Genomic DNA, 22515 nt, shown 5'->3' with positions numbered 1-22515 from the left:
GCCATGGCAGAATATGAGAGCCGGGGGCGCCCATGGTTAATGCCGCCTTAACCTTCCCGCCGATAATCTGGCGTCCGAATCTCCCGGAGTGCGTCATGCGCCCGGCCGAGGCAATGACAGACGGGGAAGAGCATGCGTTCAGGGGCTTCAGCACCGCTCGCGCTGACCGACACGGGGCACGGCATCCAGGCATTCGCGCGGCGTCAGGTCGGCCGGCTGGTCGGTGCTGGGCTGTTCGCGCTGGTTGCCTTCGGGGTGGCCAGCCTCGCCACCTGGAACGTCGCCGATCCGAGCTTCTCCCACGCCACGGCCAATATCGTCACCAACGCCATGGGTTATCCGGGCGCGGTGTTCTCCGACCTCGCCATGCAGTTCTTCGGCCTGGCCGCCGTCGGGGCCCTGGTTCCGGCGGTGGTCTGGGGATTTCTGCTGTTCACGGCCCGGGGTGTCGACAGGCTGCCGAAGCGCGGGCTTGGCTGGTTCGGCTTTGCGCTGCTTGCCGCCGCGATCGCCGGCTGCGTGGTGCCGCCGAAAACCTGGCCGTTGCCAACCGGTCTTGGCGGCGTGTTCGGTGACATGGTGCTCAAGATTCCCGGCCTCGTCATTGGCGGCTACCCGACAGGCATCATTGCCAGCATCATCGCCGTGCTCCTGGCCTCGCCGACCGTATGGCTGTTTGCCTATGGTTCGGCGCTGATCGCGCGCAAGAACGGCTTCGCCGTCCTCGAACAGCCTGAAGCCGCTGATCCACGGAGCCAGGACGAGATGCTCTTCGAGCATGAGGAGGAGGATGAAGGCGATGGCGGCATCCTGGCGCTTGGCGCTATCACCCATTGGTGGCTGTCGCTGCGTGCCTATCTTCGTCGCCGTGCCGCGCGCCGCATGGAAGAGGACGGCCTGGAGCCCGAGATCGAGGCACGGCCCAGCGCCTGGCGCCGTGCCGCCGAGCGCGTCGAATCAGCCGAATTCGCCGAAGCGCGGATGAGCGCCGATGGCCGCGCTCGCGTCGAGCCGGAATTCTTCGCCGCCATGGTCAATGATCGCAGCGCCTCAATTGACCCCGACGACGCCGATGTCTTCGATGCCGGGGACGACGACGATTTCGCGCCTGAACCGAGTCAGCGCCGTGCCGCGCCGACCGCAAAGGTCCAGCAGTTCCGTTCCGATGCCGCAACGCGCGTTGAGGCGCCCGCGCCCCGGCCGGCCCCGGGTGGCCGGGTCCAGCGCGAGGCGCAAACGTCGCTCATCGGCTCCGAGACGTTCGAAATGCCGTCGCTGCATTTCCTGTCCGAACCGAAGAATGTCGTGCGCGATGCCAGCCTGTCCAAGGACGCGCTGGAGCAGAATGCCCGCTTGCTCGAAGGCGTGCTGGAGGATTTTGGCGTCAAGGGCGAGATCATCGCCGTCCGCCCCGGTCCTGTCGTCACCCTCTATGAACTCGAGCCGGCGCCCGGCATCAAATCGTCGCGGGTCATCGGTCTTTCCGACGACATTGCCCGCTCGATGAGCGCGATCGCCTGCCGCGTCGCTGTCGTGCCCGGCCGCAACGCCATCGGCATCGAGCTGCCGAACGCCAAGCGCGAGACCGTGTATCTGCGGGAAATCCTGGCCAGCCGCGATTTCGAAACGACCAAGGCCAAGCTCGCGCTGGCGCTCGGCAAGACCATCAATGGCGAGGCCGTCATCGTCGACATCGCCAAGATGCCGCACGTGCTGGTCGCCGGCACCACCGGTTCGGGCAAGTCGGTCGCCATCAACACCATGATCCTGTCGCTCCTCTACCGGCTGAGGCCGGAGGAATGCCGCCTGATCATGATCGATCCGAAGATGCTCGAACTCTCGGTCTATGACGGCATCCCGCATCTTCTGACACCGGTGGTCACCGATCCGAAGAAGGCCGTGGTGGCGCTGAAATGGACCGTGCGCGAGATGGAGGACCGCTACCGCAAGATGTCGAAGGTCGGTGTGCGCAACATCGACGGCTTCAATGCGCGCGTCAGCCTGGCCGACAAGAAGGGCGAGAAGATTTCGCGCACCGTGCAGACCGGCTTCGACCGGCAGACCGGCGAGGCGATCTACGAGACCGAGGATCTCGATCTCGAGCCGATGCCCTACATCGTCGTCATCATCGACGAGATGGCCGACCTGATGATGGTGGCCGGCAAGGACATCGAGGGCGCGGTGCAGCGCCTGGCGCAGATGGCGCGCGCCGCCGGCATCCACGTCATCATGGCCACGCAGCGCCCGTCGGTCGACGTCATCACCGGCACGATCAAGGCCAATTTCCCGACCCGTATCTCCTTCCAGGTGACATCGAAGATCGACAGCCGCACCATCCTGGGCGAGCAGGGCGCCGAGCAGCTGCTCGGCATGGGCGACATGCTCTACATGGCCGGCGGCGGCCGCATCCAGCGTGTGCACGGCCCCTTCGTGTCAGACGAGGAGGTGGAGAAGATCGTCGCGCATCTCAAGCTGCAGGGCGTGCCCGAATATCTCGACGCCATCACCGAGGATGATGGCGAGGATGACGACGAACCGTCGGGCAAGGGCAGCTCAGGCGGCGGTGGCGGCGGCAATTTCGAGGATTCCGACGATCCCTACGATCAGGCGGTTTCCGTGGTGCTGCGCGACGGCAAGGCCTCGACCAGCTATATCCAGCGCCGCCTCGGCATCGGCTACAACCGCGCCGCTTCGATCATCGAGAAGATGGAGAAGGAAGGCATTGTCGGACCGGCCAACCATGCCGGGAAGCGCGAAATCCTGGTGCCTACGGAAGACGACAAGTTCTGACGGATGTTTTCGGGGTGTCGGAGCGCACGAGAAATGGAAACTTTGCCCCCTTCCGTGCGTTGCTAGAAACCGGGTGTCGCGTGGCTGCCAAACTTCAGCCCTACTGGGGGCTCATGCACCGACACGCCCTACGAACCAGACGAAAGTGACCGGCATGAAAAACGACCTTCCCGCCCCCGGCAATTTTACCCCGACCCGCCGCAGGCTGCTCGGCCTCGGCGTGATGGTCGCGGGTGCCGCCGTGCTCAACGTTGTGCCGGGCTTCCAGTTGCTTGCGTCGGCGCAAGCCGCGGTGCCCGCGGCGGCACAGAAGATCGCCGACCATTTCTCCTCGGTCAAAACGATGAGCGGCGAGTTCGTTCAGTTCGGCCCCAAGGGTGAGCAGACCGGCGGCAAGTTCTTCCTGGAACGTCCCGGCAAGATCCGCTTCAACTATGACGGCGCGTCGAATTTCAGGGTCATTTCCGACGGTAAGTCGGTGGTCATCCTCAACAAGAAGCTGAACACATCCGACCTCTATCCCTTGTCAAAGACGCCGCTGAAGCTGTTGCTCGACGACAGGATCGACCTCTCCGGCGACCGCGTCAAAAGCGTCAAGGAAGAGAATGACCTGACCACGATCCAGCTTGCGGACAAGAATGTCTTCGGCAATTCGAGGATCACGATGATGTTCGATCCGAAATCCTATGAGTTGCGCCAGTGGACCATCACCGACGCGCAGGGCAAGGATACGACGGTGATGATCTTCAACGTCAAGGAAGGCGTGAGCTTCGCCGCCGACACCTTCGCCATCGACTATGCCGCCAACCGCGAGATCAACACCAACGGCTCCAACCGGTAAAGCGCGCCGAGGCCAAGCGGTCTCAAGCGCGGCTGGCTCGTTGTTCCATGCTTGTCGTTGGCCACAACCGAGGTCGCCTTGGGCGACATGCATGGGCTCCGCGCAATAGTTGTGGAAAGTACTGCCTTGGCGCGTCCTTTTGGACGTGGGGCACCATCAATGGCGTGGCGTAGCTTGTTTTTGACGCGTGTGGCTGGCAGTTTCCGGGGCTGACCCCTTCAAAGGCGTTGCCACCCTCCCAAGCCCCTGCTGTCGTGGTGGGTGCCGCGCCATTTCGGATCCCGCGCATGCCTTTTTCCATAGCCACCTGGAACATCAACTCCGTTCGTCTTCGCATGCCCATCGTCGAGCGCCTGCTCCTCGAACAGGCGCCGGACGTGCTTTGCCTGCAGGAAACGAAAGTTCCCGATGAGCTGTTTCCCGAGAAGGCCTTCCGCAAACTCGGTTACGAGCACATCGCCTTCCACGGCCAGAAGGGCTATCACGGCGTGGCGACGGTGGCGCGCCGACCGATCGAGGTGGTCGAGAAACGGCGTTTCTGCGAGATCGAGGACAGCCGGCACCTGTCCGTCACCGTTCGGGCCGGCGGCAAGACCATCCTGGTGCACAATTTCTACGTTCCGGCGGGCGGAGACGAGCCGGACCCGGTCATCAACAAGAAGTTCAAACACAAGCTCGATTTCGTCGCCGAGATGAATGCCATCCGCGCCGAGCACGACGAGGCGTCTGCCTCGATCCTGGTCGGCGACCTCAACATAGCGCCGCTGGAGCACGATGTCTGGTCTCACAAGCAGTTGCTCAAGGTGGTCAGCCACACGCCGGTCGAGACCGAAAACTTCGAGGCGATGCGCCTTGCCGGCAATTGGGTAGACCTGATGCGGCACGACGTGCCGCTGGAACAGAAGCTCTACACCTGGTGGAGTTATCGCGCGCAGGACTGGGAAACGTCCGATCGCGGCCGGCGGCTCGACCATATCTGGTCGTCGCCGAACCTGGTGCCAAGCTTTGCCGGCTATGAAATCCTGCGCCTGGCCCGCGGCTGGGAGCGCCCGTCGGACCATGTGCCGGTCATTGCGCGGTTTGACCTGGATTAGCCAGTCGGAGGCGTGGCCCTTTCATTCGTCATCCCAGGGCGGAGCGACGCGAAGCGGAGCGCAGACCCTGGGATCCATGCCGCGAGATCCGCCGAGGAATACGGCGGTCCAGAATTGGGCTGTCCTTGACGTTGCGCTGTATTGTTCTTCACCGCGGCAGCGTTTTGAAGTCGCGGCATGGATCCCAGGGTCTCCGCGACGCCGCTTCGCGGCTGCTCCGCCCTAGGATGACGAACGCAATGTTTGCGGCGCTGATTTCATCGTTTGACGCATCATCCGCCTCACCCCGAAAACCGTGGCGCCAGTTCCTCGATGCGGCGAATCATCGCCAGAAAGTCCTCGGAGATGCGCTGGTGCAGCTGGGCCGCTATCTCGGGATATTCCTCGAGGATGCGGCGGAACATCTTCCGGCTCAGCCGTATCACTTCCGAATCGATCGCGGCCGACGCGCTGGTCAGCCGCTTGGTGTCGGCGATCAATGCCAGTTCGCTCAGCATGGCGCCGGGGCTGGCCGTGCCGATCGGGATGCGTTCGCCATTCTGTTCGCGATAGAGGGCGATGCGTCCGCTGACCACGACATAGGCCGAATCAGCCTCGTCGTCCTCGCGGTAGAGCTTGCGGTCGGCCTGCAGCAGGGTGGTCTCGGCGCCGAAGGCGAGCAGGCGCAACTGTTCCTGCGTGAAACCCTGGAAGAGCCCCACGGCGGACAGGATGCGGATGTCGTCATCCAGCGCCATCTAACTATGTCCCCGAACCGACAGTCCGACTCCTCCTCTGCGAGTTCGATCCAAACTGCCCCCAGCATCAGGACCGTACCCGAAAAGCGCCCGCCCAACCGCTTATTGGATAATGAAATGTTTAAGGAACCAGCTTGTAGCCGCCGCTTTCTGTCACAAGAATTTCCGCATTGGAAGGATCGCGTTCGATCTTCTGGCGCAGCCGGTAGACATGGGTTTCCAGCGTGTGCGTGGTGACGCCGGAATTGTAGCCCCACACTTCCTCAAGCAGCACGTCGCGTGTCACCACCTTCTGGTCGGCGCGGTAGAGATATTTGATGATCGAGGCCTCCTTCTCCGTCAGCCTGACCTTGCCCCCACGCGCGTCGAGCAGCAGCTTCTGGCTTGGCTTGAAGGTGTAGGGACCGACCGAGAAGGTCGCGTCCTCGCTCTGCTCGTGCTGGCGAAGCTGGGCGCGGATGCGGGCCAGCAGCACCGCGAAGCGGAACGGCTTCGTCACATAGTCGTTGGCGCCCGCTTCAAGGCCAAGGATCGTGTCCGAATCGGTGTCATGGCCGGTCAGCATGATGATGGGGGCCTTGTAGCCGCCCTTGCGCAGGATCTTCACCGCTTCGCGGCCATCCATGTCGGGCAAGCCGACATCCATGATCAGCAGGTCGATGAGGCCGCCGCGCGCCGCGGCGACACCTTTGGCGGCGGTCGATTCCTGCAGGACATCGAATTCCTCATAGAGGGATAATTGCTCGACGAGGGTGCCGCGCAGGTCGTCATCATCGTCGACGATCAGAATGGTGCGTGAAGTCATGGATCAATCCGTTGTTTTGAAAAGAAAATTCAGTTGACCGCTGCCTGTTTATGCGGAAGCTGACCGGCACAACAGCCGATCACAGTGATTTGTTCCGTGGCACGATCATACAAGAAAAAACACGATCGCAATGCAGCCGGCGCAATTTTGCGAAAAGGACTGCGTTTGCTCACCGTGCGGGCCCGGCCCGGCCACCCAACGCAAGGGTTCCTGCAGGCCGGCGGGCTGGTGTTTCCATGCGCGCTGGGACATGGCGGCATTTCGGCCGACAAGCGCGAAGGCGATGGCGCGACGCCGCTCGCGGCGATGCGGATCCTGTCAGGATATTTTCGCGGCGATCATTTCCCAGGAGGCCGCAGAACCCGCCTGGCGATGGCGCCGATCGGACCGGATCTTGGCTGGTGCGAGGTGCCCGAGGATCGCAATTACAACCGTCCGGTGAAAATCCCCTATGGCGCCAGCCACGAACGGATGCTGCGCGGCGACCAACTCTACGATGCCTGCCTGGTGCTCGACTGGAACATCGCACCGCGCCGCCGCGGGCGCGGCAGCGCCATCTTCTTCCATCTGGCACGCCCCGGCTTCACGCCGACGCAAGGCTGCGTCGCGGTGAGCGCGCGCACCATGGCGCGACTGCTGCCACTGTTGTCGGACAGGACGGTGGTGAGGGTGGTAAGGTAGGCAGTAGGCAGTAGGCAGTAGGCAGTAGGCAGTAGGCAGTAGGGTTCTCTCTCCAATGCCTATTCCCTACTGCCTACTGCCTAATCCCTTACCTCCGTGGCTTCTGCCAGCCAATATCGAGCAGGCCCAGGCGACGAAGTTCACGGTCCATTGCGCGCGAGACGTCCTTTCGATGGGCGCCGATATCGCGCAACTGGCGATCCGACAGATCCTCGACATCCTGTCGGGGAAGGCTGGCGGCAACCTTTGCCTGCCGGAGCCACTCAAACACCGCGTTCAGACGGTTCGGCTGGACATTTCCTAGCCTCAGAGCGATGTGGGTCATGATGTTTTCCGTTTCGTCCGGATATCAAATCCGGTTTGATGGTGTTTCGATTGCCTCATCATGGTCGATTGAAATTCAAACGGGAAACGAGTAGTTCTTGGCGGATTATCAAGTTTCCTTTGAAGATGGTGGCAACGTGATTTTCCTCGACATGGGTCAGCCCTGATGGCCCGCCTGCTGCCGGGAACGCGTGCCCTGCGGACGCTGGAAGCAGCGGCCAGGCATCTCAATTTCACCCGCGCCGCCGACGAGCTCGGCCTGACGCCCGCCGCCGTCAGCCACCAGATCAAGGAAATCGAGGATCAGCTCGGCATCGTGCTGTTCACCCGTACCAGCCGGACCATCAGGCTGACGGAGGCCGGCGCGGTGCTGTTCGAGGCCTCGACCGAGGCACTCGACCTGCTTGGCCGGGCCGTCTCGCGGGCGCACAAGATGACGCGCGGCACGTCCTTCCTCAAGGTAACGCTGGACGCGCAGTTCGCGGCGAAGTGGCTGATGCGGCGTGTCGAGGACTTTCGCAAGCAGAAGCCGGGCATCGAGCTGCGGTTCGATATCGCCTACGGGCTGCGGGATTTCGATCTCGACGATGTCGATGTCGGCATCCGTTTCGGCGCCGGCAAATATCCGGGCCTTTGCGCCCACCGCCTGTTCGACAACATCATCATTCCGGTGTGCAGCCCAAGCCTGCTGGCGTCCGGTCCGCCGCTCAACGAGCCACGCGATCTTTTTCACCACACGCTTGCCCATATCGAATGGGCACGGCAGGGGGTGACATGGCCGAACTGGCGCATGTGGATGGCCGCGGCCGGCATCGACGATTTCGACGACAGCCGCACCGTCGTGTTCGGGACCTCCACCGATGCTGTCCAGGCCGCTCTCGATGGCAATGCCGTGGCGCTCGCTGATTTTGCCATGGTGGCAAACGACCTTTCGGAGGGTCGTCTCGTCCGGCCTTTTCAACTCGGCATCAAGGTCGCGGCGGAGTTCGCCTATTTCCTGGTCTATCCCAAGACCGAGGCGAACGATCCGCGCATCGTGGCTTTCCGCGAGTGGATTCTCGAGGAAGTCGCCAAAACGCGAACCTGATCAGGCCGCTGCCGCCGCTCCGAACCAGCCGATCACCGCGCCCATGATCAGCAGCACGCCGAGCCAGTGGCCGCCATCGATGAGGGTCAGGCCCCAGCCGAATCCCTCATAGCGGTGGTTGACGGAGAGCGTTGTGATGACGAACCCCAGCCAGAGCACGAAACCGAAGACAAGTCCCGCGACCAGCGTTGGTTCGCCGCCGGTCATCGCGCCGACGACCAGCGCCATGATGCATGCCATGACAAGTTCGGCGATGAAGCTGATGACGAAGGGCAGCGGCGATTTCTTCATAGTCGATGGGTCGAGCTTTGCAGCTTTGAGCCACGGCTTGCTCAGGCCCACGTACCAGGCGGCGCCGAACAGCCACGCCACGACGGCGGCGATAACGACCGCCAGCCAGTTGACCGCTGAAAAATCCATGAGCTTCCCCCTCCAGATGCCAGGGGATGGAACGCCTGTTCGGCGGTGGCGTCAAGCAAAGCGCCAGACGGTCGTGCGCTTGACCAGGGAATCCTCCAGCGCCCGCGTCACTGCCACTTCATACACGCCAAGCGGTTCCAGCCCTGCCTTCGGCATGTAGGAGCGCCCGGGATCGCCAACGAGGATCTCGGCGCCGCGCGTCTTCAGCGTCGCAAACCATGGCATCAGCAGATCGGCGAAGGATTTGTCGTAGAAGACATCACCGGCCAGGATCACGTCCCAGCCGGCATCGGTTCCGATGCAGTCCTTGCCGTTGAATCCGATGCCGACGGCATTGGCCTGCGCATTCAGGCGGATCGCCGTCTCGCAGAACGGGTCGATGTCCGAAGCGATCACCTCGGCAGCGCCGGCCCTGGCGGCGGCAATGGCGACCAGGCCGGAGCCGGACGCGAAATCGAGAACGCGCTTTCCCCGCACCGTCTCGGGATGATCGATGATATAGCGGGCAAGACCCTGCCCGCCGGCCCAGGCGAACGCCCAGAAGGGCGGCGGCAGGCCGATCTCAACCAGTTCATCCTCCGTGCGTTGCCACAGATCATGGGCCTCGTCGGCCAGATGCAGGAGGATTTCCGGCACATGCGGCGGCGCCATCAGCGCCGTGTTGTCGAGGATGAATTTCTTCGCGCTTATCGGGGTGAGTACGGTCACGGAGCGGGTGTCAGGCCGCCCATGCGGCAGACTTCCTTCCATTCGTCCGGCGTCACCGGCTGCACGGAAAGCCGGCCGAGGCGGACCAGCGCCATCTCGGCAAGTTTTGGATTGGCCTTGACCTGTTCCAGCGTCACCGGGGTAGGCACATCCTTGACGGCGCGGATATCGACGCATTCCCAGCGCGGGTCGTCACTGGTGGTGTCGTGATGGGCAAGGGCGCAGACCTCGGCGATACCGACGACGTTCAGTCCTTCGTTGGAATGGTAGAAGAAACCGAGATCGCCGATCTGCATCGCCTTCATGTTGTTGCGCGCCGCGTAATTGCGCACGCCGTCCCATTGCGTGCCGTCCTTGCCCTTCGCCTTCAGCATCTCGAAGGAGAATTTGAACGGCTCCGATTTGAACAGCCAGTAATTCATCTTTGTCGTCCTGTCGTCATTTTCTGGGCTTCACGGCTGCCGCCCGAGGCGGCGCAACAAAGCGTCATGCCGGCTTGACAAGGCGTCATGCCGGCTTGTTGAAGGTCCAGTTCCACGGCCGGATCTCGACGCTCTCGAACAGGCCCGCCTTGGCATAGGGATCGGCGGCGGACAGGGCCTTCGCTGCGGCCATGTCGGCAGCCTCGACAACGACGAGACTGCCGTTGGGCTTGCCGTCGGCGTCAAGGAACGGACCGGCAAAGGCGAGCTTCTTTTCGCCGTTCAATCCTTCCAGGAAGGCCACGTGCTCGGGCCGCGTATCGAGGCGCACCTGCAGGCTTCCGGGCTTGTCCTTGCACAGCAAAGCAAACAGCATTCTCTAAAACTCCCATCGTGTAAGGCAGAGCAGATCCGAACCTGTGGTTCGGGATCATGCTTCAAGCGTCGGTTTCGGTCTTCAGCGGCCGGGTCATCAATGTCGACACAGCTTGGCTTATCGTGATGGTGCCGTCCAGTATCGCCGATACCGCGGCGATGATCGGGGCGTCGATGCCGCGCTCGGCGGCGATGCGAGCGGCAATCCCCGCTGTCGGCACGCCTTCGGCCAGCGGCAGGCCAGCCAGCGGTTTGCCCTGTCCGAGCGCCAGCCCATAGGCAAAGTTGCGCGATTGTGCCGACGAGCAGGTCAGCATCAGGTCGCCGAGGCCGGAAAGCCCCATCAGTGTTTCAGGCCTGGCGCCGAAGGCAGCGCCGATGCGGCGCAGCTCGACGAAGCCCCGCGTCACCATCGCCGCCTGGGCGCTGGCGCCAAGCCCGGCGCCGGAGACCGCGCCGGCGGCAATGGCAAAGACATTCTTCAGCGCGCCACCGATCTCGACACCAATGAGATCGTCGCTCGAATAGCAGCGCAGGTTCTGGGCAGAGAAGCGGGCGGCGAGGTTCGCGGCCATGCCGTTGTCGCGGGCGGCGACCACCACCGCCGTCGGCAAGCCCTTGGCGACATCGGTGGCAAAGCTTGGGCCCGACAGGGCGGCGACTGGATTTTCGGGGAGGATTTCCTCGACGATGGCCGAAAGCAGCGCGCCGGTGTCGCGCTCGATGCCCTTGGCGCAAAGAACGATCGGAACCCCCTTGGGCATATGAGGCTTCGCGCCAGCCAGCACCGCGCGCAGCGACTGCGCCGGTGTCACCGCCAGCACACAGTCCGCACCATCGAGAGCCGTCTTGACGTCGCTTGTCGCCTCGATGCCGGGCTCGATGGCGATGCCGGGCAGATAGCGCGGGTTCTCGCCGCGGCGTATCGACGCCACGGTTTCCTCGTCGCGTGCGAACAGCCGGACCGAATGACCGGCATGCAGCATGGCCAGGGCCAGGGCCGTGCCCCAGGCGCCACCGCCCAGGACAGCAACGCGCCATCCAACCGAATCGCGGCGGTTCATGCCTTCGCTCCGCGTCTGCCAGAGCCCACCATCGGTGCTGAAATACTGTCCAGCGGCCAGCGCGAGCGCGGCACGAAATCCCGGCCGTTCTCATCCGCCAGACCCGCCCGCAGCCGCTCTATGCCGGCCCAGGCGATCATCGCCGCGTTGTCGGTGCAAAGCTTCAGCGGCGGCGCGACAAAGGCGAAGCCGCTTTCGCTGCACAGGGCTTCCAGCGTCGCCTTGATGGTGTGGTTGGCGGCAACGCCGCCAGCAACGACGAGAGCCGGATTGTTTGCATCAGGGAATGTTTCGCGAAAACGTGCCAGCGCCTTTGAGACGCGGTCGCCCAGCGCGTCGGCCACCGCCGTCTGGAACGAGGCGCAGATGTCGGCGACATCCTGATCGCTCAACGGGGCAATCGCCGTCGCCGCCTGGCGCACGGCGGTCTTCAGCCCGGAGAAGGAGAAGTCCGGCTGCGCCGAGCCCTTCATCGGGCGGGGGAAGGCGAAACGCCTGGCGTCGCCGCTCTTGGCGGCCTTCTCGACATTGGGTCCGCCCGGATAGGGCAGACCCAGCATCTTGGCCGTCTTGTCGAAGGCCTCGCCAAGCGCGTCGTCGATGGTCGTCGCCCAGCGCTGGTAGTCGCCGACGCCGCGCACGGCGACGATCTGCGTGTGACCGCCGGAGACCAGCAGCAGCAGATAGGGGAAGGCCAGCCCGTCGGTCAGCCGTGCCGTCAGCGCGTGGCCCTCCAGGTGGTTGATGGCAATCAGCGGCTTGTCTGCCGCAGCCGCAATCGCCTTGGCCGTCATCAGCCCGACAATCAGGCCGCCGACAAGACCGGGCCCGGCGGTTGCGGCGATCGCATCGATATCGGCGAGATCAATGCCCGAATCGGCCAGGGCCGCCGCGACGATGCCGTCCAGCGCCTCGACATGGGCGCGCGCGGCGATCTCCGGCACGACGCCGCCGAACGCGGCATGTTCCTCGATCTGGCTGAGCACGATGTTGGACAGGATTTCTGGCGCGGCATCGCCGTCCAGCGTCACGACGCTGGCGGCGGTCTCGTCACAACTCGTCTCGATACCCAGAACGCGGATCAATTGGTCGCTGTCCTCGATGATTGTGTCGCCGGCCATTCCTCATTAGGAAAGGCCCAGCAAAACCTCGCTTGCCGGGGGGTTATCACGGACCGGGCGCCATGCAAACATTCTTGAGAATCGGAACACGCGGCAGCCCGCTGGCGCTGGCACAGGCGCGCGAAACCCAGGCGCGGCTGATGGCCGCGCATGGCATGCCGGAACACGCCTTCGAGATCGTCGTCATCACAACCAGCGGCGACCGCATCCAGGACCGGCCATTGTCGGAAGCCGGCGGCAAGGGCCTGTTTACCAAGGAGATCGAGGAAGCGCTGCTGGAGCGCCGCATCGATATTGCCGTGCACTCGTCCAAGGACATGCCGACGCAACTGCCCGACGGCCTGGAGCTGTCCGCCTTCCTGCCACGCGAGGACGCTCGCGACGCCTTTATCGGCAAGGCCGCACGCGCCATTGCCGAGCTGCCGGAGGGCGCCAAGGTCGGCTCGTCGTCGCTGCGGCGGCAGGCATTGATCCGCCGGCTGCGGCCGGATCTCGACGTGGTGATGTTTCGCGGCAATGTACAGACGCGCCTGCGCAAGCTGGACGAGGGTGTCGCCGCCGGCACCATCCTCGCCTATGCCGGGCTGAAGCGGCTCAGGCTCGAGCATGTGATAACCGACCTGATGCCGCTCGACACTTTTCCGCCAGCACCTGGGCAAGGCGCTATCGGCATTGAAAGCCGCATCGGCGACCGCGATGTGGAAACGATGCTGACGGCAATCCACGACGTGCCGACCGGGCAGGCGCTGGCCTGCGAACGTGCTTTCCTCGCGGCGCTCGACGGTTCCTGCCGCACGCCCATCGCCGGCCATGCGGTGATCACGGACAACAGGCTTGTCTTCGCCGGCCTGATCATATCGCCGGACGGAACGCAATCGCATGAGATCAAGGCCGAAGGCCACCCCGAAGAGGCGGCCCGCATCGGCGATGAAGCAGCGCGCGCGGTGCGGGCGAAGGCTGGCGAAGACTTCTTCGACGGCTGGGCCTGACGGTGGTCCGCGTTCTGGTGACGAGACCGGAACCCGGCGCTTCCCGCACGGCACGGCGACTGCAGGAGACGGGTTTTCAGCCGGTGCTGCTGCCGTTGACCAAGACGGTGGCGCTGCCGGTCGAAACCGGGCTTGTTGCGAAGAATGCCATTGCCGTTCTCATCACCAGCGCCAATGCCATCCGCCATGCCCCGAAGGAAATCATCGCCGCGCTGGCGGCCTTGCCGTGCCATGCCGTCGGCAAGCGAACGGCGGAGGCCGCGCGCGCGGCTGGATTCCTGACTGTCAACGAGGGCCCTGGCAATGCCGAGGCGCTGGCCGATATGCTGGCCGACCGGCTTTCGGGAAAGGCGGTCATCTATCTGTGCGGTCGCGTGCGGTTCCCGGCATTCGAGGCGCGGCTGAAGGCGGCGGGAGTCTGGGTCCACCCGATCGAGACTTATGACACGGTTGCGCCGGCCTATTCGGACGCGGCTGTCATCGGACATCTGTCCGGCCTGCCGGTCGATGCGGTGCTGCTCTACTCGGCCAAGGCCGCCGCAACGATGCAGGCCCTGGCCCGTCGGCCGGCATTGCATGATCTTTTTGAAAAGACGCGGGTTTTCGCCCTATCTCGACGTATTGCCGCTGTTCTCGATGAGGCTGCCAGCGAAAAAATCCGGGTCGCGGCGGAACCCGATGAGGAGGCTTTGCTTGAGCTTTTGCGGGGTTGGCGTTGACCCGCGTCATCACACCGCCCCTTTTCACCGCTTGGTGATGTGATAGACCCTTTTTGAACCATCCCGAAGCGAGTTTTGCGGAGCCCAAGCATGGTCAAGACGCCGAAGATGCGACATTCGAAAAGCCGTCGCGAGCCGGTGACGATCGAACTCGAACCCGGCGCCGTCTCGCGCATCGTCGACCAGGATGCCGGCAAGGCTCAGGTCGAGGATGCCAGGACTGGCCAGGTCGCGGATGGTTCGCAGCCGGAAGTGCCCGAAGAACCCGTCCATGCCGACCAGACCGATCTGGAGCCGTGGGAACATACCGACGCTGCCGCGCGGTCCGACGGGCAGAAATCCGCGGCGTCCGAAGGCGGCGATGATTCGAAGCCTACCTATCCGACCGGATCGGAAGCACCGTCCGACCGGACGAGCACATTCGACTACAGTTTCGAGGATGCAACCGCAAAGGCCGGCCCCGCCTCCGCCGCGCCACCAAGATCCAGCACGAGGGACGAGAGCATGGCAACGCAGCCGAAGCGTGGCGGCATCAACGGCATCGCCGCCGGCATCATCGGTGGTGTCATCGCGCTGGTTGGCGCGGGTGGCCTGCAGTTCGCCGGCGTGCTTGGCGCACCGGGTTCCGGTGGCGTTTCGCTCGATGGTGTCAACAGTCAGATCTCCGCCCTGAGGTCCGAGATCGCGGGGGCCAAGCAGGCTGGCGGCAACGCAGACGTTTTGGCCAAGGTGGGCGGCCTGACGTCGGCCCTGGACCAGGTGAAGGCCGATGTCGCGGCGCTGAAATCGGCCGCGGGGTCCGGCAATGCGGGCGACAGCGCAGCCCTTGCGGCGCTGGGCGACAAGGTCAAGCAGGTCGAAACGGCTGTCGCGGCACTTGACCAGGCCGGCAACAAGGCGCCGGTCGATCTTGGCCCGCTCAACGAGAAGATCGCGGGGCTCGATGCGCTGGTGAAGTCCGCCGGTGACACGGCGACTGCCCAGCAAGGCCGTCTTGCGGCGCTGGAACAATCGGTGTCGCAGCTATCCGGCAAGGTCGAGGCGCAGGCGTCGCAGCCGAAGATCGCGCTTGCCATCGCCGCCTCGGCGCTGAAGTCGGCGCTGGACCGTGGCGCGCCCTTCAATGCCGAACTGGAGACCTTCGCCGCGATCGCGCCGGACGCACCGCAGCTCGCCACACTGCGCGGCTACGCGCAAAAAGGGGTGCCGACCCGGGCCGAGATCGCCGCCGGGGCGGATGCGGCCGCCAACGCCATGATTGCCGCCGCGAAGCCCGTCGACCAGAATGCCGGTTTCTTCCAGAACCTGATGTCCAGTGCCGAATCGCTGGTCAAGGTCAGGCCGGTCGGCGCCGTCGAAGGCACCGGCGTTCCGCAGACTGTCGCGCGCATGGAAGTGGCTGTAACCCAGGGCGACTATGCCAAGGCGCTCGGCGAGTATGGCACGCTGCCCGACGCGGCCAAGGCGGCGGGCGCTGATTTTGCCGGCAAACTGAAGGCACGCATCGAGGTCGAGACGCAGATCGAGGCGCTGATCGCCGGCGCGATGAAGGCGTGAGGAGCTGACGATGATCCGAATTCTCATCTTCCTCGTCGTCGTCTTCGCGCTTGGGCTGGGCTTTGCCTGGCTGGCCGACCGGCCCGGCGACATGCTCATCACCTTTAACGGCTATCAGTACCAGGTCAGCCTGATGGTGGCCGCCGTGGCCGTCGTTGCCGTGGTCGCGGCGGTGATGATCATCTGGTGGCTGGTCAAGTCGCTGTGGAACAGCCCCTACACCATCTCGCGCTACTTCCGGGTGCGCCGCCGCGACCGTGGCTACCAGGCGCTGTCGACCGGCATGATCGCGGCCGGCGCCGGCGACGGGGCACTGGCGCGCAAGAAGACCAAGGAAGCGGCAAAGCTCATCCGCTCCGACCAGGAACCGCTTATCCACCTGCTCGAGGCGCAGGCCTCGTTGCTTGAAGGCGACCATGAGGGCGCCCGCGAAAAATTCGAGAGCATGCTCGACGATCCCGAAATGCGGCTGCTCGGTCTGCGCGGCCTCTATCTCGAGGCTGAGCGCCTCGGCGACCGCAATGCGGCTCGCCACTATGCCGGCCGTGCGGCGGTGATGGCGCCGCAACTGGCCTGGGCCGCCGAATCGACGCTGGAAGAGCTGACCCAGCGCGGTGACTGGGATGGCGCGCTGAAGCTGGTCGACGCGCAGAAGTCGACGCGGCAGATCGAGCGCGACGCCGCCAACCGGCGCCGCGCCGTGCTGCTCACCGCCAAGGCGCACGCCTTGATCGACAGTGATCCAAACGGGGCCAAGGCCGCGGCCGTCGAGGCCAACAGGCTGCGCCCGGATTTCGCGCCAGCGGCGGTCATCGCGGCCAAGGCGCTGTTTCGCCAGAACGACGTGCGCAAGGGCTCCAAGATCCTCGAAACGGCCTGGAAGGCCGAACCGCACCCGGAGATCGCCGAACTCTATACCCATGCCCGCCCCGGCGACGCGGTGCTCGACCGGCTGAACCGGGCGAAGAAGCTGCAGGAGCTGAAGAAGAATCATGCCGAGTCCTCGCTGACGGTGGCGCGCGCGGCATTTGACGCACAGGACTACAAGACGGCGCGCCGCGAGGTGGAGGCGGCGATCAGGATGGACCGCCGCGAAGGCGCCTATCTGCTGCTGGCCGATATCGAGGAAGCGGAAACCGGTGACCAGGGCAAGGTACGGCAGCTCCTGTCCAAGGCGGTGCGGGCGCCGCGCGATCCGGCCTGGGTCACCGACGGCGTCATCTCCGAACACTGGGCGCCGGTGTCTCCAGTCACCGGCAAGCTCGACGCTTTCGAATGGCGCGCGCCGATGGAACGCCTCGGCCAGCTGATCGACAGCCACGAGGATATTCGAGACGTGTCGGCGCCCGCGATCGCCGCACCGACAGCGGCCGAAAGCGCGCCCGAGGTGATCGATCATGCAACTGTTTCTTCCGCGGGGACGGTGGGGCAAGCGGAGACCGCCGACAGGGATCACGTCACGCCAGTGACCGCGGCCGCCTTTGCCGCCGTGCCGAGCGATGCGGAGGCCGTCGAACCAGCGGAGGAACTGGCCCGTCTGCCCGACGATCCCGGCGTCGATCCGGACGACGAGGCGGAAAAGTCACCGCGCCGGTTTCGCTTGTTTTGATGGGACCCGATCCTGAAGGCAGGTTTGGGCGAATGGGAAGTGCTTGATGTTCGAACGCGTTCTGTCGTTTCTGAAGGAATTGCCGATAGGTGCCGGTGCCCGTCCCAGCGCCGACGATCCGCGCGTTGCCGCCTCGGCGCTGCTCTATCATGTGATGAGCGCCGACGGCGTGCGCCAGGATGTCGAATGGGAGCGGTTCAAGGCGGTACTGGCGGAAAGTTATTCGATCAGCGGGGCCGAGCTCGAGGCGCTGGCGGCGGCCGGAGAACGCGCCGACAATGAGGCGATCGACCTCTATGCCTTCACCAGCGTTTTGAAACGCCACCTCGATGCCGATGCGCGCAAGGCGTTCATCGGCCTGATGTGGGAGATCGTCTATGCCGATGGCGAGTTGCATGAGCTGGAAGACAACACTGTCTGGCGCGTGGCCGAATTGATCGGCGTCGAGCGCCGCGACCGCGTCGAGGCGCGCCGCAAGGCCGCCGCGGATGCGCCGGGCGCCACCGGAACGTCGAGCGACGAATAGAGCGAGACGAGGTTCGCTTGCCGACAACACCGCGTTCGAGACCAACAATTCTGGTTGTCCTGCATCAGGAGACTTCGAGCCCCGGCCGTGTTGGCCACATGTTGCTGGAGGCGGGCTTCGAGCTCGACATCCGTCGTCCACCGCTTGGGGACGGCTTGCCGGAAACGCTGGAGGGCCACGCCGGCGCGGTGGTGTTCGGCGGGCCGATGAGCGCCAATGACGGGGATGAGTTTGTCCGCCGTGAAACGGCCTGGCTTGATATCCCCCTGAAGGAGAACCGGCCGTTTCTTGGCATCTGCCTGGGGGCGCAGATGCTCGTCAACCATCTCGGCGGCAAGGTCGAGGGGCATGACGAAGGTCTGGTCGAGATCGGCTGGTATCCGCTGAAAGCGACCGAGGCGGGCAAGAAGCTGATGCACTGGCCGGAGATGGTCTACCAGTTCCACCGTGAAGGCTTCTCGCTTCCGAAAGAGGCGACGCTTCTCGCAACCGCCGAAACCTATCCCAACCAGGCCTTCCGCTATGGCGACAATGCCTGGGGTATCCAGTTTCATGGCGAATTGACCCGGGCAATGATGCAGCGCTGGGTGGTGCACGGCGCGCAACGTTTCGAATTGCCTGGTGCCCAGCCCGGCCGCGATCACCTTGGCGGCCGGCTGATCTGGGACATGCACCTCAAGCGTTGGCTTGGCGAATTCCTGCAGCTGATCTTCGGCAAGGCCTCGCGATAAGGGTCAGTCTCGCCCGCTGAGATGGCGCACCTTGCGTAGTTGTGGGAACAGCATCGCCCACAGGCCGGCGACCACGATGGCCCCGACGCCGCCGATCGCGACAGCCGGAACCGTGCCGATCAGCGCCGCCATCGTGCCGGCACGGAATTCGCCCAGCTCGTTGGAGGCGCCGACGAAGACCTGGTTGACGGCGTTGACGCGGCCGCGCACCTGATCCGGCGTCCAGAGCTGGATCAGCGTCTCGCGGATATAGACGCTGAACATGTCGGTGGCGCCAAGGAAAACCAGGGCGAGGATCGACAGCCAGGTGATGGTCGACAGACCGAACAGCAGGGTGAAGGCGCCGAACGCCGCCGCTGAACCCAGCATGATCATTCCCGCATGGTTGCGGATCGGATGGCCGACCAGCCAGATCGCCACCACGATAGCGCCGACGCTGGGCGCCGAGCGCAGCAGGCCGAGACCCCAGGGACCAAGCTGAAGAATGTCGCGCGCGTAGACAGGCAGCAGCGCCGAGGCGCCGGACAAAAGTACGGCGAACAGGTCGAGCGAGATGGCGCCAAGCACGATCTTCTCGCTCCATATGTAGCTGAACCCGCCGAACAGGGTCTGCATCGTCGGCTTGTCGGTCTCCGTGCGCTGCGAGGGCTTGGGGATGGTGAAGATCAGCAACCCGGCCGCAAGCATCAGGACAGCGGCCGCGCCGTAGGCCACTTCCGCCGAGACGCCATAGAGCAGGCCGCCGGCGACCGGGCCGACGATGGTCGCCGTCTGCCAGGCAGACGAGTTCCAGGCGATGGCGTTGGCGAAATCCTGAGGCGGCACGAGATTGGCAAAGAGCGAGGCCGAGGCCGGGCCGAAGAAAGCGCGGGCGACCCCGAACATGGCGAGCACGGCGAAGATCGGCAATGGTCCGCTGATGCCATGCAGCGCCAGGGCGAGCAGTGCCAGCGCGCACATTGCCTCCACCACCACCGCCAGTGCCATGATCAGGCGGCGGCCGAAGCGGTCGGCGACGACGCCGGTGACCAGCACCAGCAACAGCGAGGGCAGGAACTGGACGATACCGACCAGGCCAAGATCGAGAGGATCGCGGGTCAGGTCATACATCTGCCAGCCGACCGCGACGGACACGATCATTGTGGCGAATGTGGTGAGGAAACGCGCCGCCCAATAGCTCAGGAATGCCCTGTGCCGGAAGGCGGCGTAGCGCTGGTCCGGCGATACTGATTCTGATGTCACGAAATGCAGGCCCCGTTGCGATGGCCGGCGGGGCACTTCCCGGATGGGTGCTGTTCCGGCCAGGGAAACTTTAGCAAAGTTCGCGGCGCGGTGTGTGCCAAAATCAGCGCCGGATCAGGAATTTTCGGCTCGCCTGGCCGGCCGCATGGCGAATTTACTGGCGCAGCGCGGCGGAGATAGCGTCAAGACCACCCTGCAATTCGGCTTCCGTCGGCCAGCCGAAGCCGACGCGGAAAAAACGCTTGGACATTTCGAACCAGTGACCAGGTCCGACATAGGTGCCATGGTTTTCCAGGAGGTTCGTGTAGAACCGGTCAAGGTCGAAGCCGGGATCGACGTTCAGGCGGGGGAAACCGACAACGCCGCCTTCGGGCCGCACCCAGTCGACCAGCGGCTCGCGGTCGATCCAGGCCTGGACGATGTCGCGTCGCCCGGCCATTTGGGGCAGCAGCGTCCCCAGGAAGCTGTCGCGGCGTTCGAGCATGCCGCGTGCGATGCCCTCGTCGATGACACTGCCGCAGATGCCGATCTGCTCCTTTGCGGCCAGGAACCGTTCCTGAAGCGTCTCGTCGCGGGTGACCAGCCAGCCGATGCGGATACCGGGAATGCCGAACGCCTTGGACAGTGACGACACGCTGATCGCCCGTGTGCTCAGCGACGCGGCCGATGGCAGCCGCCTTCCATAGGAAAGATCGCGATAGGTCTCGTCGACCAACAAATGGCATTGGCGGCTTTCAGCGAGCGCCACCAGCGCATCGAGGTCGGCCCGGTCCATCATCGTGCCGGTCGGATTGTGCGGGCAGGTGACGCTGATCAGCTTGGTGTCCGGCTGCATCGCCGCCGCGACACGGCTGACATCGACCGCGAAACCGTCTTCGAAAGCCAGATCGACATAGCTGATGGCGCAGCCGATCGCGCGGGGCGTCTCGATGTTGGTGGCATAGTTGGGCCTGATGACAACAAGGTGGTCGCGCTCTGACAACAGCGAAGTCGAGATGATGAACAGCGCACCCGCGGCACCCGCGGTGACCAGCACATCATCGGGCGAGATTGTCTCGTCCTGCGCGGCGATCAGCGCCCGCAACTCCTTGTCGCCACGGTGCTCGCCATAGAAAAGCGTGAGATCGGGCAGCGACAGGCCAATGTCGGAGAGCTTCTGGTCGGCGATGGAGCTTTCGGAGAGGTTGTAGCGGATGCGGTCGTAGCCGTATTCCTCAGGTGCCTCTTTCTCGATCACCATCCTGGTGTAGTTCATGATCGCGCCCCCCGGAGCTGTTCTGGATTGAAGTCAGTTCTGTATGGGGCGATGCAAGCAAAAGATAGAGCTGGCCCGATGCGATGCATCGGGCCAGCAAGAAAAGCAGATGTCTGTCGACCTAGTGTGTCGCTCAGGCCGGAACCTTGGCCTTGCGTGCCTTCGCCTTGGCGGGCGGTACTACCGGCTCGATCTTGCGGCCGAGGCCGATCGACTTCGCCAGTTCCGAGCGCGACGCGGCATAGTTGGGAGCGACCATGGGATAGTCGGAAGGCAAGCCCCACTTGGCGCGATAGGCGTCCGGCGTCAGTCCGAAATGAACGCCCAGATGGCGCTTCAGGGATTTGAACTTCTTGCCGTCTTCCAGGCAGACGATGTAGTCCGGCGTTACCGATCGCTTGGGATTGACGGCGGGTACCAGCGGCACCGGCGCCGGTTCCACCGGCTTTCCAAGCCCGGTTATCGAAGCGCTGACGCTGGCGATAAGTTCACCCAGGCCGGAGGCGGGCAAGCGGTTCTTCTCGACATAGGCGGACACGATATGGGCGGTCAGCTCGAGAAGGTCGATATCTTTGCGAGCGTTGTTGCTATCGTCGGCCAAACTATTTTCTCCGTCCAGGGGGCAGGCGGATTCCTAGTCGGCAAATCTGGGCAACGCAATGATTAGTGCTGCAACACACGCAATTTTGAACAACTATACTAATCCGTAATAATATCAGACGACCGGCGCGTTGTCGCGCCACAGTCGAAATCCGCCTTCGAAGGCGCGTGTGTTATCACCGCGCCTGCAATCAGGAGGTAGTACGTCGAGCTTATCGACATTACCGCCGCCGATGACCACATAGTCCGGCTGCAAGGCCGCGCGAAGCCTGTCCACTATGTCGAAAACATGTTTGCGCCATTTCTTCTTGCCGCGTTTTTCAAGCCCGCGTTCGCCAATGTAATCTTCGAAGCTGCCGCCCTTCCTGTAGGGAAGATGCGCGAGCTCCATCGGCTGGGCGACATTGACCAGGACCATCGCGGCGCCGAGGCCCGTCCCTAGTCCCAGGAACAGCATGCGCCCGCCCTCATAGCTGCCGATGGCCTGCATCATGGCGTCATTGACGACCTTCACCGGCTTGCCGAACTGCGCGGCGAAATCGTAGCCGGCCCAACCCTTGCCGAGATTGAAGGGGTCCTTCAACGGTTTGTTGTCGCGGACAGGGCCGGGATAGCCCATGGAGATGACGTCGTATGGCAGGCCTTCGGCGAGCTGCTTCACCGCATCGATCATCTGCCTGGGCGTGAGGCCGGGCCCGGAGTCGGCCCGGCGCTCCTCGCCGCCGGCGCTGGTGAGGATCTTGACGTGCGATCCGCCGATATCGATCGAGAGCACGATCCTCCCGTCGGTTGACGCGGTCTTTGCCGGACTTTTCATG

At 64.1% G+C, this 22515-nt stretch carries 24 protein-coding genes; 11 read left to right on the top strand and 13 right to left on the bottom strand.

The features are described 5' to 3' along the window. Positions 1–132: 132 nt before the first annotated feature. The 3 genes from ABVQ20_RS36360 (at position 133) to ABVQ20_RS36350 (ending at position 4725) form a co-directional block, all read left to right on the top strand. Complete coding sequence (locus tag ABVQ20_RS36360) at positions 133–2790, top strand: DNA translocase FtsK (protein ID WP_354464645.1); 2658 nt, start codon at positions 133–135, stop codon at positions 2788–2790. A 154-nt stretch (positions 2791–2944) separates the two neighbouring features. Further along, positions 2945–3631 carry an outer membrane lipoprotein carrier protein LolA gene (locus ABVQ20_RS36355; RefSeq protein ID WP_354464644.1) on the top strand — a complete coding sequence of 229 codons (687 nt, stop codon included), beginning with the start codon at positions 2945–2947 and terminating at the stop codon, positions 3629–3631. 287 nt (positions 3632–3918) lie between these two features. Then, the gene (locus tag ABVQ20_RS36350) at positions 3919–4725 is read left to right on the top strand and encodes an exodeoxyribonuclease III (RefSeq protein ID WP_354464643.1); all 807 of its coding nucleotides are present in this window, start codon (positions 3919–3921) and stop codon (positions 4723–4725) included. 281 nt (positions 4726–5006) lie between these two features. Here the strand turns inward: ABVQ20_RS36350 and ABVQ20_RS36345 are convergent, their stop codons facing one another. Together ABVQ20_RS36345 and ABVQ20_RS36340 are read right to left on the bottom strand one after the other, a co-directional pair. Then, positions 5007–5462 (bottom strand): cyclic nucleotide-binding domain-containing protein, encoded by a 456-nt coding sequence (locus tag ABVQ20_RS36345; protein ID WP_354464642.1) that lies wholly within the window; start codon positions 5460–5462, stop codon positions 5007–5009. A gap of 121 nt (positions 5463–5583) precedes the next feature. After that, a complete protein-coding gene (locus ABVQ20_RS36340; protein WP_354464641.1) occupies positions 5584–6267 on the bottom strand; it encodes a response regulator transcription factor in 684 nt (227 codons plus the stop codon). A 144-nt stretch (positions 6268–6411) separates the two neighbouring features. On the opposite strand from ABVQ20_RS36340, the gene ABVQ20_RS36335 reads away from it, so the two are divergent. Continuing rightward, on the top strand, positions 6412–6948 hold the full coding sequence (locus ABVQ20_RS36335) for a L,D-transpeptidase family protein (protein ID WP_354464673.1): 537 nt from the start codon (positions 6412–6414) through the stop codon (positions 6946–6948). Between the two features lie 88 nt (positions 6949–7036). Here ABVQ20_RS36335 and ABVQ20_RS36330 read toward each other — a convergent pair whose 3' ends face one another. Next, positions 7037–7273 (bottom strand): hypothetical protein, encoded by a 237-nt coding sequence (locus tag ABVQ20_RS36330; RefSeq protein WP_354464640.1) that lies wholly within the window; start codon positions 7271–7273, stop codon positions 7037–7039. Positions 7274–7438: 165 nt separating this feature from the next. Between ABVQ20_RS36330 and gcvA the strand changes: the two genes are divergently transcribed. After that, positions 7439–8359: a transcriptional regulator GcvA gene (gcvA, locus tag ABVQ20_RS36325; RefSeq protein WP_354464639.1), complete on the top strand. Its 921-nt coding sequence runs from the start codon at positions 7439–7441 to the stop codon at positions 8357–8359. Here the strand turns inward: gcvA and ABVQ20_RS36320 are convergent, their stop codons facing one another. The 6 genes from ABVQ20_RS36320 to tsaD all read right to left on the bottom strand — a co-directional run bounded on the left by ABVQ20_RS36320 (position 8360) and on the right by tsaD (position 12430). Next, positions 8360–8779, bottom strand: a complete 420-nt coding sequence (locus tag ABVQ20_RS36320; protein ID WP_354464638.1) for a DUF1761 domain-containing protein — start codon at positions 8777–8779, stop codon at positions 8360–8362. It lies immediately after the preceding gene. A gap of 51 nt (positions 8780–8830) precedes the next feature. After that, entirely contained in the window at positions 8831–9529 is a 699-nt protein-coding gene (locus ABVQ20_RS36315; RefSeq protein WP_354464637.1) for a class I SAM-dependent methyltransferase, read from the bottom strand. Next, positions 9484–9909 (bottom strand): EVE domain-containing protein, encoded by a 426-nt coding sequence (locus ABVQ20_RS36310; RefSeq protein ID WP_354464636.1) that lies wholly within the window; start codon positions 9907–9909, stop codon positions 9484–9486. Before ABVQ20_RS36310 ends, ABVQ20_RS36315 begins: the two co-directional genes overlap by 46 nt. Before the next feature lie 85 nt (positions 9910–9994). Next, positions 9995–10285, bottom strand: coding sequence for a YciI-like protein (locus ABVQ20_RS36305; RefSeq protein WP_354464635.1), 291 nt, complete (start codon positions 10283–10285; stop codon positions 9995–9997). Between the two features lie 61 nt (positions 10286–10346). Beyond that, positions 10347–11348, bottom strand: coding sequence for an NAD(P)H-dependent glycerol-3-phosphate dehydrogenase (locus ABVQ20_RS36300; RefSeq protein ID WP_354464634.1), 1002 nt, complete (start codon positions 11346–11348; stop codon positions 10347–10349). Next, a complete protein-coding gene (gene tsaD / locus ABVQ20_RS36295) occupies positions 11345–12430 on the bottom strand; it encodes a tRNA (adenosine(37)-N6)-threonylcarbamoyltransferase complex transferase subunit TsaD (protein ID WP_354464672.1) in 1086 nt (361 codons plus the stop codon). Before tsaD ends, ABVQ20_RS36300 begins: the two co-directional genes overlap by 4 nt. Before the next feature lie 101 nt (positions 12431–12531). Here tsaD and hemC point away from each other — a divergent pair, with 101 nt between their 5' ends. The 6 genes from hemC to ABVQ20_RS36265 all read left to right on the top strand — a co-directional run bounded on the left by hemC (position 12532) and on the right by ABVQ20_RS36265 (position 18600). After that, complete coding sequence (gene hemC / locus ABVQ20_RS36290) at positions 12532–13458, top strand: hydroxymethylbilane synthase (RefSeq protein WP_354464633.1); 927 nt, start codon at positions 12532–12534, stop codon at positions 13456–13458. Between the two features lie 2 nt (positions 13459–13460). Next, a complete protein-coding gene (locus ABVQ20_RS36285; protein ID WP_354464632.1) occupies positions 13461–14177 on the top strand; it encodes a uroporphyrinogen-III synthase in 717 nt (238 codons plus the stop codon). Positions 14178–14267: 90 nt separating this feature from the next. After that, entirely contained in the window at positions 14268–15734 is a 1467-nt protein-coding gene (locus ABVQ20_RS36280) for a COG4223 family protein (RefSeq protein WP_354464631.1), read from the top strand. A gap of 10 nt (positions 15735–15744) precedes the next feature. Continuing rightward, the gene (locus ABVQ20_RS36275; protein WP_354464630.1) at positions 15745–17343 is read left to right on the top strand and encodes a heme biosynthesis protein HemY; all 1599 of its coding nucleotides are present in this window, start codon (positions 15745–15747) and stop codon (positions 17341–17343) included. 46 nt (positions 17344–17389) lie between these two features. Then, positions 17390–17869 carry a tellurite resistance TerB family protein gene (locus ABVQ20_RS36270; RefSeq protein ID WP_354464629.1) on the top strand — a complete coding sequence of 160 codons (480 nt, stop codon included), beginning with the start codon at positions 17390–17392 and terminating at the stop codon, positions 17867–17869. A 17-nt stretch (positions 17870–17886) separates the two neighbouring features. Further along, positions 17887–18600: a glutamine amidotransferase gene (locus tag ABVQ20_RS36265; RefSeq protein WP_354464628.1), complete on the top strand. Its 714-nt coding sequence runs from the start codon at positions 17887–17889 to the stop codon at positions 18598–18600. Between the two features lie 3 nt (positions 18601–18603). Here ABVQ20_RS36265 and ABVQ20_RS36260 read toward each other — a convergent pair whose 3' ends face one another. From ABVQ20_RS36260 to ABVQ20_RS36245, 4 genes are all read right to left on the bottom strand, one after another. Then, positions 18604–19842: an MFS transporter gene (locus ABVQ20_RS36260; RefSeq protein WP_354464627.1), complete on the bottom strand. Its 1239-nt coding sequence runs from the start codon at positions 19840–19842 to the stop codon at positions 18604–18606. A 154-nt stretch (positions 19843–19996) separates the two neighbouring features. Continuing rightward, complete coding sequence (locus ABVQ20_RS36255; protein WP_354464626.1) at positions 19997–21097, bottom strand: aminotransferase class I/II-fold pyridoxal phosphate-dependent enzyme; 1101 nt, start codon at positions 21095–21097, stop codon at positions 19997–19999. A gap of 133 nt (positions 21098–21230) precedes the next feature. Next, positions 21231–21698: a Ros/MucR family transcriptional regulator gene (locus tag ABVQ20_RS36250; protein ID WP_354464625.1), complete on the bottom strand. Its 468-nt coding sequence runs from the start codon at positions 21696–21698 to the stop codon at positions 21231–21233. A gap of 114 nt (positions 21699–21812) precedes the next feature. Continuing rightward, a complete protein-coding gene (locus ABVQ20_RS36245; RefSeq protein WP_354464624.1) occupies positions 21813–22514 on the bottom strand; it encodes an ROK family protein in 702 nt (233 codons plus the stop codon). Position 22515 lies beyond the last annotated feature (1 nt).

It is taken from the genome of Mesorhizobium shangrilense, assembly GCF_040537815.1.
Taxonomy (GTDB): domain Bacteria; phylum Pseudomonadota; class Alphaproteobacteria; order Rhizobiales; family Rhizobiaceae; genus Mesorhizobium; species Mesorhizobium shangrilense.
This window is presented reverse-complemented; position numbering and strand designations above follow the sequence as displayed.